Below are 16,880 nucleotides of genomic sequence, written 5' to 3'. Positions count from 1 at the left end.
AGAAGAAAAATGGGTAGGAGGTAAATGTTATTCATAAAAGGCATTTACCGCCTACCCAATTCAAGCACCTATTGCTCACATCACTTTCCTGTCAAGCAAAAGGCATGATTGCTATCATTTCACGATAATCTTCTTTGCTGTTCCATCGGCATATTTGACTATATTGATACCCTTGACAAGTCCATTATTTCGTTGTCCGTTGAGATTATAATACCCAACAACAGGCGCATTACCTTTATTTAACTTAGAGGCGTCAATTCCATCTGACTCTGTATTGACGAGCTTAATTACAAGCCGCTCGTTCATATCGCCTTGTGCATTTCGCACAATTCCTGATGGGATAACAACAAAGTATTCAATCTTTTCATTGAAATTGTAATAGTTCACACCACCATCACCATCATTATTCCAAACATTTACCGATTTTTTATCTGAGTTCAGCGTTACCACCCAACTGCCATCAGTAGGCAAGCTGTTCGGGTAGAACAACGCTTTCTTTCTTAGAGCGACATCGGGATTTTCATTAACAACAGTCACAGGTTCGTTGAACTCAATCTTGAAAGTCATGGGCTTATAGCCGCTCACTTTGGTTCCGTCGGCTGGATCGAAGCTGACAGGCTGCAGAATGCTATGGTCGCTCTCTACGATTGTAAAGAAGTCGTTCCAATGCTCGTCCTTGAATGCCTGCACACAGCCCTTAGGTACATAGAGTTTCGCACCATCTGCAATCTGATAGAACGGGCTATAATAATCCTCACTGTAATCAACGATTTCCGGAACCTTTGAGCCGAGATAAACAACCTTTGCCAATTTGCTGTCAAAACCAAAGGCAAGATTATCAATGATGGTCACAGAAGAGGGCAAAGTGGCAGAAACAAGTTCGCTACACTTTGCGAAAACTCCCTTTGAAAGCATGGTTACATTCTCAGGAATGACAATATCCGTAAGTTTTGTTTCTGCAAATGCCTGCTCGCCGATAAAGGTAAGCGATGTGGGAAGGTTGATTTTCGAAATCGCCGTACCGAAGAAAGCAAAGTCGTTGATGGCGATTAACGAGCTTGGAAGTGTGACATCCTGCACCTCGCTACCCCAACAAGCACCTCCACTAATACCAATGGTTCCGTCTTGAACCACAAGATTGGTGAGACCTTTCATCAAGACAAGATAGAGTACATTCTGTTTCTTGCCATAGAGCGCATTGTTATCTTTCACATAGAAAAACTCTGAATTAGGATCGACCGTGATAGAATTTATCGATGTCATAGAAACAAAGCTATCACCGAGTTTCTCGACACTGGCTGGTATATTCAAAGAGGTGATGCCTGTACACCTAAGAAAAGCCTCTGCGCCAATACTCTTGAGTTTGTCGGGAAGAGTCAGACTCTTGATATTGGCACATTCAAGAAAAGCTGCCTCACCAATGGAAACGAGACTCTTTGGCAAAGTCAAATTAGTCAATGCCGTACATCTGCTGAAAGCCGCACCTCCTATCTCCTCCAATGTATTCGGCAGAACGAGTTCCGTCACCAAGGCATCATGGTAGAAAGCACCTTTTCCAATAGTCTTCAAACCTTCATTGAATTTGATGGTCTTGAGTTTCGAGCAACTAAGAAAGGCATTCTCGCCGATTTCCGTAACAGACGCCGGTATCTCCAGCTCTTCCATCTTTGCTGACGAGTAAGCTGACTTTCCAATCGTTTTGAGATTGGCGGGCAATGTCACCTTATTGATTTCAGCAAACTGAAAGGCTTTGTCTTTAATGGCCAAGATAGTGGATGGCATCTCAACCGACTGTACCTTTGTCCACGAAAAAGACTCTGCTCCAATGGCCGTAACCGTATAGGTCTTACCATTGTGCTGAACTTGTTCAGGCACAGTCACATTCACGTCCTTACCGCTGTACTTGTTTGTCTCAACTGTGCTTTCACCCGTCACCGCATAGGTGATTTGGTTCACTTCAAATGTTTCCTGCGCCGTTGCAAAAAGCGACAGTAACATGAATCCTAAAAGTAGAATTTTCCTCATAATATAGAATATTTAAAAAAATAAAGATAATATTCGGTTAACTCAAATAATTGTTCAATCCATCCAAAAACAAATATGATGCAATTTTATAATTTGCAAACAATTTCAATATATTTATTATGTAACAAAACGTTTATTTTGACATTTGCGACCTTTAGAATGGATTTAAGAACAGTTTGTCATCCACAAAATTAAGTTATAACAAATGTTTACTGAAAGAAAAAATATCAAAAGCACTCCTCTTTTTATTTTTTTAATAAAACAATACCGCCCACATAACGATATTTTCATTTTAAATCATTTTTTTATATAATTAAACAGTCCCAATCCTCCTATACGACCGTATCATGGCATGACAAGGAATACAAATAGGATGTAAGACGATCACCTTGCGACGAAAAAAAACAGCAGAAAAGATGCCGACAAGCCAATGAGAACAATCAAAAAGCTATCATCTCATCATCTGATAGCGAACGCGCGGTCTGATAGATGATTGGGGTAAGAAAGACGAAATAGCGATGCAATGCCACCAATCGCAATTCAAAAGGTCATCAATTACCTTGCGAAAGGTCACCTATCGGCCAGCAAAAGGTCAGCTTTTGAATATTAAAGCTTATCTTACTGAAAATCAAACAGTTAAAAACGGCTCAACAAAAACATGTATCGGAATGTATGCTCAGATACCATTCACCCATGGGAGCTGTACGAATTTTGACTGGTTGTCTGTAAGGAGGGGTGCCGTCCTTTTAGGAATATCGTGGATTACAGCATGGACAGACCGCAGAAAAGATGCTGACAAGCGAATGAAAGCAGTCAGGAAGACATATCCTCATCAGCCAATAGTGAAAGTGCAGCCTATGATTGATTGGGATTAAATCTACCAACGATTACGAATATCGCACGCAAAGGAGTGAGTTTGTTGGATTTTTTTCGTACTTTTGCCACACTGCCCGCTGAGTTCGCTATTTTAATCGCAACACAAAGGCATGTGAATTTCACACCACTGCGCATTCAACAACGAAAAGTCGAGGAATCAAGGTTTAATCACTACTATCAGAAAGTGCTATGTCAATCAACCGAGCAATAGAAAGAAACACAATAGAGTTGTTGCGCTGCGTGCTGATATTATTCATAGTTCTCATTCATACGAATCTGGTCGCTGACCTGCACTGTGAGAATTCCTTATACGGCCGCATCTATGCCTATCTCTCCGAAATATTATGGCTCTCCAATTCGCTGTTCTTTGCCATATCGGGCTACTTGTTTTTCGCCAATACCGACTTCACATACGAAAGCTACAGGAGCAAGATTGGGCGGAGAGTCAACAGTCTTATAATACCCTACTTTCTGTGGAACACCCTTGTCTGGTTTCTATATGTGGCTGGGAGCTATTTCGTTCCCTCACTCTCGAACAACGAGATAAAGCCAATCGGCGAGACGGGGCTTGCTGATGTTTTCAACATCTACTTTTCAACCTACGGAGAAGGACTGTCGTCAACTCCTATAGATGGGCCATTGTGGTTCCTGCGCAATCTGATTGTTCTTGTATTCTGCACCCCCATCTACTATTTCGTCCTCCGCAGCCATAAATATAGTGTCGTACTGTTGGCCTTAGCCTGCCTTATCCCACTACCAACCGCAGTTTACACCTCGGTAATATTCTTTGGATTAGGCTGCTATCTGGGAATTTGGAAGATTGACATACTCCGGTTTTGCGATAAACTTTATGAAGGATTGTTGGTTTTTGTCACCATCATCATAGTGGAACGGTTGGTTGAAATTCCTTCAAGTCTTGAGTTTCTTTCAGCGTTTATCAAACATTGCGCAGGCTTTGTGGTCATGATAGCCTTGGCGAGCAAATACGTCAAGAAAAGGCAATACAAAGCCGACAACCTACTGAACAAGTCCTTATTCTTCATCTTTGCCTTGCACGGAATCATCGCCCGACTACTGACAAAGGTCACTGCCGTGTGGATTACCGATTCGCAAGATGGATGGTTGGGCCTGGCTCATTTGACCAATGCCACCATAAGTGTGATGATTTGTATTGTCGTTTACAAAATTACCTACAGCATCTCGCCATCAATCTGCAAACGACTTGGCAGTAGAAATTAGGAATTCCGTTTATATTCCGTGATCATAACTCACCCGTTGAGATGAAAAATCGCCGCAATGGGCTTGTCATTCGATCGTAGCGTTTGCTTCCTGTTCCCGCTTACGCTCGTCAATCAGCTGGAAATCTTTCTTCTGTAGCACGAAATCAGTACCGAGATACTTTTCCTTCACCACCTTGTTGGCAGCCAGTTCCTCTGGTGTTCCCTTGAAGAGGATTTGCCCCTCGAAGAGCAGATAGGCACGGTCGGTGATGTTGAGGGTCTCATGTACGTTATGGTCGGTAATGAGAATGCCGATGTTGCGGAACTTCAATCGCCATACAATGTGCTGGATGTCCTCAACGGCAATCGGATCGACACCGGCAAACGGTTCGTCGAGCATGATGAACTTCGGGTCGATAGCCAGACAACGCGCTATCTCACAGCGGCGACGCTCACCTCCAGAGAGACGGTCGCCGAGATTCTTGCGCACTTTCTCAAGGCGAAACTCACGAATGAGGGCTTCCATCTTCTCTATCCGTTGCTCTTTCGTCTGTTTTGTCATCTCCAACACACTCATGATGTTGTCCTCTACACTCATCTTCCTGAAGACACTGGCTTCCTGTGGCAAATAACCGATACCTGCCTGGGCACGCTTGTAAACAGGATACTTGGTGATTTCTTCATCGTCGATGAACACATGGCCGTCGTTAGGCACGATAAGCCCCGTGGTCATGTAGAAAGAGGTGGTCTTTCCAGCTCCATTCGGTCCGAGCAGGCCCACAATCTCACCCTGTCGCACGTTGATGCTCACACCATTGGCAACAGTACGCTTTCCGTATCTCTTCACAAGGCCTTCGGTACGCAGCATGCTGTTCTTTTCTTCCGAAGGACTGACCATAATATTCTCTGTTTCGGACATCATTTTCTGAGGAGTTAATATATCAAAAGAAAGAGATGGGAATCAGGCGACGAACGCTGCTGTTGTTCATTCTCCTTCTATCCAATTATCAAACTAATGAACTTCAATGCTGCAAAAGTAGTAAAATAAACCCTAATTACATTGATATAAGCTAAAACTTATTGAAGATATTGCAGTTTTTAGTGGATTTTGGTTACTTTTGCATCTGAAAATATAAAGAAACAAACATGCTTATAATTAATTGGCTGACCACCTTCGGCAAGTATCTGCTGCTCATGAAACGTACATTCAGCAGACCCGAACGCATGCGCATGTTCTTCAAACAATATGTCAAAGAGATGTCTCAGCTCGGTGTCGATTCCATTGGCATTGTCCTCCTTATATCGTTTTTCATCGGAGCTGTTATCTGCATCCAAATCAAACTCAACGTGCAAAGCCCGTGGATGCCACACTGGGTGTCGGGATATGTAACGAGAGAAATCATGTTGCTTGAGTTCTCATCGAGTATCATGTGTCTGATTCTTGCCGGAAAGGTCGGGTCGAACATTGCTTCCGAACTGGGAACAATGCGTGTCACACAACAGATTGACGCACTGGAGATAATGGGTATCAACTCGGCGAGTTATCTTATATTGCCGAAGATTGCCGGTCTCATTACCATCATGCCTTTTTTGGTTATTTTCTCGGCGGCGACGGGTGTGACGGGAGCCTACGCCACAGCCTATTTAGGACATATTATCACTCCAGGCGACCTCACATCGGGCATTCAGCACTCGTTCAACCCGTGGTTCATGTACATGAGTATCATCAAAGGAGTCTTCTTTGCCTTCATCATTGCCAGCGTGTCGTCATACTTTGGCTATTCGGTGAAAGGCGGATCGGTCGCCGTGGGTGTAGCATCGACCGATGCCGTGGTGAGCTCAAGCGTTCTGATTCTCTTCAGCGACGTATTCCTGACACAGTTGCTGAGCTAAAAACGATGTTCAGCAACAGCTGAATGGAAAACAAAAGCACATGAAGAAGACAGGAACGGGAACAGAATTTCAAAACAACAACACAACACATCCCACCGTTGACGACTGGGACACTTCTCCTTCGGGAGGAATGGAGGAAGATAACAATGATTACAGTTAAACATCTCTATAAATCATTCGGAGAAAAAGAAGTGCTCCGCGACATCAACACCGTTTTCGAAGATGGGAAAATCAATTTCATCATCGGACAAAGTGGTGCTGGAAAGACAGTGCTCATGCAAAATCTCGTGGGACTCCTCGAACCGACAAGTGGCGAAGTGCTCTACGATAGCCGCAACTTTGTCAACATGTCGAAGAAAGATAAAATTCTGATGCGTCGTGAGATGGGAATGATTTTTCAGGGATCGGCACTCTTCGACTCACTCACCGTACTTGAAAACGTACAGTTTCCTCTTGATATGTTCTCTAATATGACGCTGCGCGACAGGCAACGGAAGGCTATGGAGTGCATTGAGCGCGTGAATCTTAACGGAGCGGAGCACAAGTATCCAGGAGAGATTTCTGGAGGTATGCAGAAACGCGTGGCCATAGCAAGGGCGGTGGTGATGAATCCAAAGTACCTCTTTTGCGATGAGCCCAACTCCGGACTCGATCCCAAGACCTCACTCATCATCGATGAGCTGCTTTCAGGCATTACAAAGGATTTCAACATCACGACAATCATCAATACGCACGACATGAACTCTGTGATGGGAATAGGCGAGAACATTCTCTTTATCGCCGACGGACGAAAGGAATGGCAGGGCAATAAGGACACCATCATCTCATCGCACAATAAGAAACTCAACGACCTTGTGTTTGCTTCCGACTTGTTCAAGAAGGTAAAGGAAGTCGAAATGGAAGACAAATAGACATCATAGCCAACAAAGCCCCAGCAACGGCAAAACCACCAAGGGAAAAAGACTGGTCAATAGATACGAAAAAGCCGCTCATTTATATCAAATGGGCGGCCTTATTATTACTATCTCATTATCCATAAGCCCTTTTTCTTGAGCATAGGGACAACGATTTGCTCTGTCGTGCTGTCGCCAAAGTGTAGCAGCAGAAACACGCTTGCCGTACTATCCTTCTCAAAAAACTCGGCATGGTTGATGGATACAGAGTCTATGCCCTTGTGTTCTTCCTTCTGTCGCACACAAAATTGCTCAAAATTCTTCAACAACTGTCTGCGATAATCGTCTGGAATCGTATCGGGCATATCCGTTCCGTCAAGGAACTGGTCGCCCTTTCCCCTTATCAGGTTCTCATAATAGAGCTTTGCAGCATGCGCTGCTATCATTCCGTCGTCGGTTTTCTCAGACTTCCCACACGAAGCAGCCATCAGAATGATGCCGAGCAACAAGCGATGAGAGATTTTTCTTACCGTCATTCCTGTACGTTCTTACTTCTGACGGATAAATACATTGATGGGACAGCCTGTCAAAGCCCAGTTCTCGCGAATCTTATTCTCAAGAAAACGACGGTATTGCTCCTTCACGTACTGCGGAAGATTAGCATAGAACACGAAAGAAGGTATCTGTGTGTTCGGCAATTGCGAGCAATACTTTATCTTGATGTACTTTCCTTTCACCGACTGGGGAGGTGTGGCCTCAATAATTGGGAGCATCACCTCGTTGAGTTTGGTAGTTCCTATGTGTATTTTACGGTTCAAGTACACCTGTTTGGCCACCTCAAGCACCTTGAAAATGCGCTGTTTGGTGAGTGCAGATGCAAAGATGATGGGGAAATCGACGAATGGTGCCATACGCTTTCTTATCGCTTCCTCGAAAGTTGAGATAACTTTCTGGTCTTTATCCTTTACGAGATCCCACTTGTTGACCACAACTACCAGACTCTTGTTGTTGCGTTGAACGAGCTGGAAGATATTCATGTCCTGCGCCTCGATGCCACGTGTAGCATCAATCATCAAAATACACACGTCCGAGTTCTCAATGCTGCGGATGGAACGCATTACAGAATAGAACTCCAAATCTTCCGTTACCTTGTTTTTTCGACGAATACCGGCAGTATCAACCAGATAGAAGTCGAAGCCGAACTTTGAATAACGGGTATAGATACTGTCACGAGTGGTGCCCGCAATCTCTGTGACGATGTTCCTGTCCTCACCTATAAAGGCATTGATGAGACTCGACTTGCCAGCATTAGGACGGCCAACAACAGCGAAACGGGGTATTTCGTCCTCAATATTCTCTTCAGGCAGATCCTGAAGTTTCGATAAAATAAGGTCGAGCAGTTCGCCAGTACCACTTCCTGTCTGTGCGCTGATGCAGACTGGGTCACCCAAGCCGAGGCTATAGAACTCCGCCGACATGTAATATTCTCCGCTATTGTCAACCTTGTTTGCGACAAGGATGACGGGAAGTTTGGTACGACGGAGTATTTGGGCAACATCCTGATCCCAATCCGTAACTCCCGTCTCGTTGTCAACGAGGAACAGCACGAAGTCGGCTTCTTCTGTTGCCACGATTACTTGCTTGCGGATGGCATCCTCAAAGATATCATCGGAATTGACGACCCATCCTCCTGTATCAACGATTGAAAATTCGCGTCCGTTCCATTGACATTTGCCATACTGACGGTCACGAGTGGTGCCTGCGGTATCACTCACGATGGCGCGGCGGCTCTGGGTTAATCGGTTGAAAAGTGTTGATTTGCCCACATTCGGACGACCAACAATTGCTACTAAATTTGCCATTTTTATAAAGGTCTTTCCCTCATTTCCTTCACAGAAGAGGGGTAAGGTGAGGTCACGCACCTTCTTTCATATTGCCGGGAATGACCATCTCCCAGCCCTCGCTTTGTGCGAGAGTGTGCCCTACTAAACAGTTAGGGCAGGTTGTTTGTTTGTTCGAATGGGCATCAGTCTGTCACGAGCCCCATAGAGTCGTGGTTCTGACAACTCACCCCTTACTTTCGGATGGTCCGCAGAGATGATTTCACTCTGGATTATATCCGAAATTATTCAATTCTTTCTGAGAGTTGCGCCAGTCTTTATCGACCTTTACAAAGGTCTCAAGGTAGATTTTCTTGTCAAAGAAGCGCTCAAGGCTTTTGCGTGCCTCGGTGGAAACCTTCTTCAGGGCCATTCCCTGATGGCCGATGATAATGCCTTTCTGACTGTCGCGCTCCACGTATATGACGGCATTGATGTTGATTTGTTTTGTCTCTTCTTTGAAACGCTCCACGACCACCTCAACGGAATAGGGGATTTCCTTATCGTAATAACGCAAGATTTTCTCACGAATTATCTCCGTTACGAAAAATTTCGCAGGCTTGTCGGTCAGCTGATTCTTATCGAAATAGGCCGGACTTTCGGGCAATAGTTCCTGAATGCGCTTCATGAGCACATCGGTGCCAAACTTGTTCTTAGCCGATATTGGCAGAATCTCAGCTTTGGGTAGTAGAGAGTGCCACCGCTCCACGAGTTCGACCAGCTTTTTTTGGTCGCTCTCGTCAATTTTATTGATAAGCAGTATGACAGGGATGTCCATTTTGCCCACTTTCTCCAAGAAATCGACGTTCTTCTCTGGATTCTCGACCACATCCGTCACATAGAGTAGTATATCGGCGTCGGCCAATGCTGACTCAGAGAAATGCAACATCATCTCCTGCATCTTGTAGTTAGGCTTCAACACACCAGGCGTGTCTGAAAAGACAATCTGCATGTCATCGGTATTGACTATGCCCATGATGCGGTGTCGGGTGGTCTGCGCCTTGAAAGTGGCGATACTTATTTTCTCGCCGACGAGTTGGTTCATCAGCGTACTTTTTCCGACGTTCGGATTTCCCACAATGTTTACAAATCCAGCTTTATGCATTTCTTCAGAATAAAAGTTCCTTAATCTAAAAAACGCACCTGTCTTTATTCGAAAAGAAAGATGCGTTGATAAGTTTATACTACTTAGAGTTTATTTCTTTGCCACTGCAGAAGCTCCGTCGTATGCCCATTTGATGTATGATGCGCCGTGTACGAATCCAGCTCCGAATGCGGTAAAGATCATATTATCACCTTTCTTCAACTTTGATTCGAAGTCCCAAAGGGCAAGAGGTATCGTCGCCGCACTGGTGTTGCCATAATGTTCGATGTTGATGAGCACCTTCTCAAGCGGCAGATTGGCACGTTTTGCCACAGCCTCGATGATGCGAAGGTTGGCTTCGTGGGGCACGACCCAATTGACATCGGCTGCCGACAAGTTGTTTATCTTCATGATTTGCGCCACATCGCTACTCATATTCGTAACCGCATAGCGGAAAACGGTGCGTCCCTCCTGATAGAGATAGTGCAAATGATGATCAACTGTGAAGTGAGAGGGAGGGCAGACTGAACCGCCGGCTTTCATGTGGAGGAACGGAAGGCCGTCACCGTCAGTGCGGAGGAAGGAGTTCTGCACTCCAATGTTCTGCTCTGTGGTAGCCTCTACCAGCACTGCGGCAGCACCATCGCCGAAGAGCACGCATGTCTGACGGTCGGTATAGTCAACCACCGACGACATTTTGTCGGCTGCTATGACAATAATCTTCTTATAACGCCCGCTCTGAATCATCGTCGAAGCCACATCGAGTGTGTAAAGGAAGCCACAACATGCAGCGGAGAAGTCGAATCCGAACGCATTTTGCAGTCCCAACTTACCGATAACGATTGAAGCGGTAGAAGGAAATTTGTAGTCAGGAGTAGTCGTAGTGACGATAAGCGCATCGATACTGGTGGGATCAACGCCTGTTTTCTGCAGAAGTTGCTTGGCAGCCTTGCGGGCCATATAGCTCGTTCCGAGTCCCTCTTCGGTCAGAATGCGTCGCTCTTTGATGCCCACACGGGCCATAATCCATTCATCGCTGGTATCAACTATGCGTGACAATTCCTCGTTACCAAGAACATAGTCGGGCACATAGCCACCTATACCAGTGATAATTGCGTTTATCTTCTCCATTATTATTACTCTACAGTCTCCTTAACAATAGCAACCTTGCCACGATAGTATCCACAAGTTGGACAAACTGTGTGATAAACGTAGTAAGCACCGCAGTTAGGACATACTGCAAGTGTGGGAGCTACTGCCTTATCGTGAGTTCTTCTCTTGAGTGTACGAGTCTTTGACTGTCTTCTTTTAGGATGTGCCATAATTCTTTTAAACTTTTAATATTTTATTCTTTTAATTTTAATAGAGCTGCCCAGCGCGGATCTATAGGTTTCTCCTCTCCCTCACCGCTTCGGGCGGCAGAGTGCTCTTCGAGAGCCCGTGTCATAGCAGAGTTGCATTTTCCAGGTGCATGCACATGCCTGATAGGGATTGCGAGTGCTATAAATTCGTAGATGAGCCATGAGACATCGAGTATTCCTTCGTTCTCGGCCACAGTCACACAGTCGTCATCTTCTGAGTATTCATTTCCGAACTTAGCCCCAAGATGCTCAGTGGTCTCGATGGGTTGCTCCATAGGGTCGAGACAGAGATTGCACGGCACGACAACCGTTCCTTTCTCTCTGAACTCCAACGTGAAGAAGTCGTCGCTGGTGCGGACGATATCAAGCGATACATGCACAGCACCTTCACTTACCTCAGGAGCATCAACAGCCTTAAAGTAAGCATCATCCAGGTCAAACTCAAAGCTATTCAAGCCTTCATTCAGACCTTTCAAATCGATTTTAAGGGTTTCCAAGTCCATAATCGGGTTGCAAAGTTACGAATATTTTCTGATAATTAGCAAATTATAGATAGAAAATAGAAAAAAAGGATGATTCTTGCTATTTCATTTTCTTTGGGAGACATGGAAACCAACTGTTTGTACACGACTGTTCATTGCATCATACGGGACGTTCCAAGGCATGAATTATAGTCAGTGGGATGAGGAAAACGCATGAGCGAAGACTCGGCGGTAGCGAGCCATAGCAAGAGCTATAACCGAATGACAATCAACGAATTATAAACCTAAAAACAATAGGTGAGCTTTCGCAATGCGGAAGCTCACCTATCGGGGAGCAAAAGCTGACCTTTCGTTTGGTGAAAGCTTAGCTTTTGAATTATCGAGGATGATTGCCCGTTTACAAATTGGAAACCGCCCGATTTCCGAAGCCTAATTCGACGGAGATTATTGCTGTTTCGAAAGTTCTATCCTGAAGGTCGTCCCCTTTCCTATCGCTGACGACTTCACGAATATGCGTCCACGATGATACTCCTCCACTATGCGTTTGGCGAGGCTTAGCCCCAACCCCCAACCGCGTTTCTTGGTGGTGAAGCCGGGACGGAACACGTTTCCGATGTCTTTCTTCTTGATTCCCTTACCCGTATCGCTCACCTCTATAATAGCCTTGTTGTCGGTCTCCTCCACATGAAGAGTGATTTGTCCCGACTCGCCGCCCATTGCATCGACAGCATTCTTGCAAAGGTTCTCAATTACCCACTCGAAGAGCGACGCATTCATTTTCACAATGACGTCGTTGTCGGGAAATTCCTTCTGCATCACCACCTTTTTCGACGTGCGCCGGTCCATGTAGTCAATCACATGGTCGAGCACCTCGTTCAAGCTGGCTGGGACAGGCTCTGGAAGTGAGCCTATTTTGGAAAAACGGTCGGCGATGAGTTGCAAACGCCTGACGTCCTTGTCCATCTCTGGCAGCAACTTGTCGTCAGGATACGACTCTTTCAATATTGTCGTCCAGGCCATCAACGAGGAGATGGGCGTACCCAACTGGTGGGCCGTTTCCTTCGACAGCCCCACCCAGACTTTATTCTGCTCGGCACGTTTGGAGGTCAACAGAGCAAAAATGGCTACCACGACAAACAGCATGACCACACCCAACTGAACATAAGGATAGAGTGCCAGACGCCGAAGCATCAGCGAGTCGTCATAACAGACATCAATGTAATCGTTTCCATTGGCTGACAACGGAATACGAATGCTCTGTCCACTGGCTTGCAGCCGCTTGGCCATAGCTGTCACCTGACGGATGCTGTCTTCATAGTTCTTGCCTCTGATGCGTACATTGCGGAAATCCGTCACAGAGTTGCTGCTGTCAATGACGACCACGGGAATCGTATTATTCCCGTTCAGCACCTTCAGCACTAACGCCAAGTCTGTGTTGTCATCAGCCTGACTTAGCACCCGCATGGCCTCGGCCCAGACTTCCATGCGAGTGCGCTCCTGTTGAGCCAAATCTTTCGTGAGGATATTTGATGCCACCAAGGAGGCAACAGCAATCAATATTGCTGCCACTACGAGGAAAATCTTTACCTGCCGTATTCTATCAGTCCATTGCATAACGTCATAATAACGCTCCGAGGGGCTTAATATTGCTCATTCATGATAAACAGGCTGCCAATTCCGACGGTCGTCAACGTCCCACAGCGCATCGAAACGCTCCTTCTCTATCAGCATTGCATAGCTTACATCATCTAAATTATGCACGAGCGGTCGGATGACCGATTTAGACAGAATCTCTGACACTAACCTATTATTATATCCAAAGATGGTATTTTTATGTAGTGTTAATATTAGTTAATTGTGGGGGGGTGAATTATTATAAAAGATTTATACATACCTTTGCACTAAATTAAGGAAAGAGGGAACGACTATACTGACAGATTGCTTTTCCAATCCGAGCAAGGGTGCACCTATGCACTCTGCATTGCCACATAACACAGCCATTTCTCCCATAACGCAGCATTAATTATATCAAACAAAAATTATATCAAACAAACAATGATGCCAAGAAAACATTTTTACACATTATTAATTACGTGCATCGCACTGCTGGCCTCCGTCACAGCCAAGGCTGGTAACAGGGAATGGACAGTAAATCCGAACAATTCGAAAGAATTGTTGTACACGTACAGGACAAAAAATTATACCTATGGTAATTATACCGTCTACGGTGAAATTACATTTTCATTTGTCAACGAGCGTGTGAATCGTGAAGCTAACGACAACTGGAAAGATTTTCACATGCGCATAGGAACCGTTGAAGAGAATGGCAAAACATATCAAACGTCTGGATATGTTAAAGTTGTAGGAACTGATGCCAATGGAAATCGGTATAATTTATCAAATTATTGTCACTTTCATTATTACAACTCAAATATTAATGAAGATAAGAATGACTTGGTAGAATTTAATGATTTTGTAGTTCAAGGCGGTGGCTGGTGGGATATGGATGTGCAAAGCAGTATTAAATTATTCTTCCAAGACTACACTGGTAAAGTTCTCGAAACGGTTCGCATCCCTCGCCCCATCGATAATACAGTTAAATGCTACAGTACCACCGAAGGCTCACTGCTCACTGATCAAAAACTATTAGTGCGTCACTATCGCACCAACCTTTTGAATCGCTATAATAGTTTTAATCAGCACATGAACAAAGGCGTGATGTATGTGAAGAACAATGGCGACGGTACATATCTTTTCGATCCTGTATGGGAAGAATTCAAAGCCACTGATGCAAACAAAAATCAATATGCGAGAAACACATACAAACAAAACGCTTTAGGGTGGACAGGACAAGTTGGTAGCGACAAGGTTGTAGTAGCTCCCAAAGGCGCAGATGGAAAATATCGTCTTACCATAAATGCACTCATACCTATTGCTACAGTAGAAGAACAAAAGGACGGTTTAGCCTATTCACTGTTCCAAGCCATTGTACGTGCACCAAAAGGTGCTAAGGTCAGAATGAGTGTCAAGGCTTGGGACTATGTAGATCGAGTGTACAAATCCGCTGAAACAGATGGTGCTGTTGTAGCAGGTGTTGGTATTGACGACAATCCCGATCTTACAAAAAATACTGCATACGGCACGGTTAATAAACATGGTCGCGTAGACTATCTAAAACGTGAGGCTAATGGTGGTTGGTTGAAATTGGAATTTCCAGTTAGACTGAAACAGGTTGAAAACAAACCAGGACAAGAAATGGAATCGAGAGGCTACATGATTCTCACTTCTGACCAGGAATTTGAAGTGAGCGACATTTTTATGCTGTGGCGTCCCAACCAGCCTGGATACTACCAAACATCTGCGAATTACAACCCCAATAAAATGGTTGATTACGATATGAATACATCCTACATTGACCTGACAGCAGAAAAAAAGTTCAGCCTCTTTGACCGAGGAGACAATCTCAATCGTGTGGTAAAGGTTAATGCAAACACTACCTTTGCACTTAAAGGGCACGAACACCCATGCAACGTCTTAGTAGAAGGGAAAAATATGCCGCTGCTTTATCTTACAGACCGTGGCGTGCTGACACACGACAATGGCTCATTCAAAGCAAACACCGGCGTATGGATAGACAAAAACAAGGAAAAATACATGAAGAGCGGCTATACCTTTGGTGTAAAGGAAGGCTTTACGGCTGATAAGGTTTGGTTTGACCGCAACTTTGACCGTAGAAAAGATGCTAACGGCAATTATCATAGCATGTCTACCATCTGCCTACCTTTCGCAATGAACGCAACAGAGCTGTCCAAGTTCAACATATCAAAGGCTTACAAGTTCGTGAACGCCAATGACAACACGGCTACATTCGAGGAGGTGACCTCTACCATAGCAGACACACCTTATCTGATAGAACCGAGCGAAGCTATCACCACAGCCAATGAAAAGCCTATCGAGTTTGTCAACAAGCAAATCCCTGCCAGCAACATTGCTACAGGTGACTTCATCGGAACCTACCAATATCGTAATTTGAACGCCAAAGACGGAGAATACACGAACTACATCTTTGGTTTCAATACACAGAAATTCAATTACGTGAAGTCTACAGGTGCTTCGTTTAAGCCTTTCCGCGCCTACCTGCGTTCCAAGCAATCTGCTGGCAGCAGGGCGAAGAGTATCGAATTCAAGATTTGGGATGGATCGGTAGCGGGTATTGAGCAAATCGATGTTAAAGATAACACACCATCACATGCACCCATCTACACCATCGACGGACGCATGGTTAGCCCAACGGGAAATCTCCAAGACTTACCAAAAGGCATCTACATTCAGAACGGAAAGAAAATCATTAAATAAGCAAACAAATGAAGAAGAAATATCAACAGCCCCTCATCGATATATTGATCATAAATCCCAAAGATCTCTTGAAGACAGTGAACGCATCTGGAGAAGACGATGCTGCAGGCGCCAAACAATTTGACTTTGATGATAGCGTCGAGGATGACGACAAGTATGCGTGGTCTGAAGATGATTTTAAATAAAAACAACAAATGTTGGTAAGGCAGCAAGATGAAGAAAAGAAAATATTATTGCTGCCCGGTAAAACTCAAAATCACATATTAATCTTGCTCGAAGCCCTTTATAATAGGACTTCGAGCTTTCTTTTTCAAAAAGCAAGTCCCCTTAACCCAAAAGCAAATCGGTCATTAGAGATTTTTTCGTGCAAAAAGAAAACGAAATCTACTAATGACCGATTTAGGTTAAAGGGCCCTCTCTAAATAAAACTATCGGGGGAGACTACTCGAAGGGCTGCGCTACACACCCGAAGCAGCGGTAGTCGCCAATCATATACACGTCATTAACTGAAGGTAGTGTCCTTAAAAGTGTGTAATTCAACTTTCCTTTCTCTGCTGTTATTTTATTCTTTTCTTTCCAGTTTTTGAATTGATATATTCTCCTTTCATATGTTTTCTTTGTTTCCTCCATCGCCACGGCTGCCAGGAGGAAGATGACAGACTTCTCTGATGGCATGGATGTTCTCATTTGGATGGTTCTCCTGTACTTCCTGTTGAGCCTTTCAATCCAGTTGGTCGTATATATGCACCTCTGCACTTGAGCCGGGAAGTCCATATACGTGAAGTAGGCACTGTTGCGTTCGGCCTTGTA

Annotated in this window: 16 protein-coding genes and 1 pseudogene; 6 read left to right on the top strand and 11 right to left on the bottom strand. The window is 44.7% G+C overall.

Annotation, left to right across the window (positions count from 1 at the left end):
* Nucleotides 1-114: 114 nt before the first annotated feature.
* The gene (locus H515_RS0100085) at nucleotides 115-2,025 is read right to left on the bottom strand and encodes a leucine-rich repeat domain-containing protein (RefSeq protein WP_025875245.1); all 1,911 of its coding nucleotides are present in this window, start codon (nucleotides 2,023-2,025) and stop codon (nucleotides 115-117) included.
* Nucleotides 2,026-2,693: 668 nt separating this feature from the next.
* Between H515_RS0100085 and H515_RS14325 the strand changes: the two genes are divergently transcribed.
* Nucleotides 2,694-2,900 carry a hypothetical protein gene (locus tag H515_RS14325; RefSeq protein ID WP_154653596.1) on the top strand — a complete coding sequence of 69 codons (207 nt, stop codon included), beginning with the start codon at nucleotides 2,694-2,696 and terminating at the stop codon, nucleotides 2,898-2,900.
* A gap of 190 nt (nucleotides 2,901-3,090) precedes the next feature.
* Nucleotides 3,091-4,140 (top strand): acyltransferase family protein, encoded by a 1,050-nt coding sequence (locus H515_RS0100075; protein WP_025875249.1) that lies wholly within the window; start codon nucleotides 3,091-3,093, stop codon nucleotides 4,138-4,140.
* A gap of 66 nt (nucleotides 4,141-4,206) precedes the next feature.
* Here H515_RS0100075 and lptB read toward each other — a convergent pair whose 3' ends face one another.
* Nucleotides 4,207-5,040 carry an LPS export ABC transporter ATP-binding protein gene (gene lptB, locus H515_RS0100070; RefSeq protein WP_028901411.1) on the bottom strand — a complete coding sequence of 278 codons (834 nt, stop codon included), beginning with the start codon at nucleotides 5,038-5,040 and terminating at the stop codon, nucleotides 4,207-4,209.
* Nucleotides 5,041-5,267: 227 nt separating this feature from the next.
* Here lptB and H515_RS0100065 point away from each other — a divergent pair, with 227 nt between their 5' ends.
* Nucleotides 5,268-6,014 (top strand): MlaE family ABC transporter permease, encoded by a 747-nt coding sequence (locus H515_RS0100065; protein ID WP_028901410.1) that lies wholly within the window; start codon nucleotides 5,268-5,270, stop codon nucleotides 6,012-6,014.
* A gap of 146 nt (nucleotides 6,015-6,160) precedes the next feature.
* Nucleotides 6,161-6,925: an ABC transporter ATP-binding protein gene (locus tag H515_RS0100055; protein ID WP_025875251.1), complete on the top strand. Its 765-nt coding sequence runs from the start codon at nucleotides 6,161-6,163 to the stop codon at nucleotides 6,923-6,925.
* 110 nt (nucleotides 6,926-7,035) lie between these two features.
* Here H515_RS0100055 and H515_RS0100050 read toward each other — a convergent pair whose 3' ends face one another.
* From H515_RS0100050 to H515_RS14320, 8 genes are all read right to left on the bottom strand, one after another.
* Entirely contained in the window at nucleotides 7,036-7,443 is a 408-nt protein-coding gene (locus H515_RS0100050) for a hypothetical protein (protein WP_025875253.1), read from the bottom strand.
* Nucleotides 7,444-7,455: 12 nt separating this feature from the next.
* A complete protein-coding gene (der, locus tag H515_RS0100045) occupies nucleotides 7,456-8,769 on the bottom strand; it encodes a ribosome biogenesis GTPase Der (RefSeq protein ID WP_028901408.1) in 1,314 nt (437 codons plus the stop codon).
* Nucleotides 8,770-9,010: 241 nt separating this feature from the next.
* Nucleotides 9,011-9,892: a GTPase Era gene (era, locus tag H515_RS0100040; RefSeq protein ID WP_025875255.1), complete on the bottom strand. Its 882-nt coding sequence runs from the start codon at nucleotides 9,890-9,892 to the stop codon at nucleotides 9,011-9,013.
* Nucleotides 9,893-9,982: 90 nt separating this feature from the next.
* On the bottom strand, nucleotides 9,983-11,002 hold the full coding sequence (locus H515_RS0100035; RefSeq protein ID WP_028901407.1) for a beta-ketoacyl-ACP synthase III: 1,020 nt from the start codon (nucleotides 11,000-11,002) through the stop codon (nucleotides 9,983-9,985).
* Nucleotides 11,003-11,007: 5 nt separating this feature from the next.
* Nucleotides 11,008-11,193, bottom strand: coding sequence for a 50S ribosomal protein L32 (rpmF, locus tag H515_RS13840; protein WP_081410088.1), 186 nt, complete (start codon nucleotides 11,191-11,193; stop codon nucleotides 11,008-11,010).
* Nucleotides 11,194-11,216: 23 nt separating this feature from the next.
* Complete coding sequence (locus H515_RS0100030) at nucleotides 11,217-11,735, bottom strand: YceD family protein (RefSeq protein ID WP_025875257.1); 519 nt, start codon at nucleotides 11,733-11,735, stop codon at nucleotides 11,217-11,219.
* Nucleotides 11,736-12,158: 423 nt separating this feature from the next.
* The gene (locus H515_RS0100025; RefSeq protein ID WP_025875259.1) at nucleotides 12,159-13,328 is read right to left on the bottom strand and encodes a sensor histidine kinase; all 1,170 of its coding nucleotides are present in this window, start codon (nucleotides 13,326-13,328) and stop codon (nucleotides 12,159-12,161) included.
* A 36-nt stretch (nucleotides 13,329-13,364) separates the two neighbouring features.
* A complete protein-coding gene (locus tag H515_RS14320; RefSeq protein ID WP_154653595.1) occupies nucleotides 13,365-13,514 on the bottom strand; it encodes a hypothetical protein in 150 nt (49 codons plus the stop codon).
* A gap of 255 nt (nucleotides 13,515-13,769) precedes the next feature.
* Between H515_RS14320 and H515_RS0100020 the strand changes: the two genes are divergently transcribed.
* Both H515_RS0100020 and H515_RS14315 read left to right on the top strand, forming a co-directional pair.
* Nucleotides 13,770-16,070, top strand: coding sequence for a hypothetical protein (locus H515_RS0100020; protein WP_028901406.1), 2,301 nt, complete (start codon nucleotides 13,770-13,772; stop codon nucleotides 16,068-16,070).
* 8 nt (nucleotides 16,071-16,078) lie between these two features.
* The gene (locus H515_RS14315) at nucleotides 16,079-16,255 is read left to right on the top strand and encodes a hypothetical protein (RefSeq protein ID WP_154653594.1); all 177 of its coding nucleotides are present in this window, start codon (nucleotides 16,079-16,081) and stop codon (nucleotides 16,253-16,255) included.
* A 385-nt stretch (nucleotides 16,256-16,640) separates the two neighbouring features.
* Here H515_RS14315 and H515_RS12710 read toward each other — a convergent pair.
* Nucleotides 16,641-16,880, bottom strand: a pseudogene (locus tag H515_RS12710) (transposase); the annotation flags it as partial.

Source organism: Prevotella corporis DSM 18810 = JCM 8529, assembly GCF_000430525.1.
Taxonomy (GTDB): Bacteria; Bacteroidota; Bacteroidia; order Bacteroidales; family Bacteroidaceae; genus Prevotella; species Prevotella corporis.
This window is presented reverse-complemented; position numbering and strand designations above follow the sequence as displayed.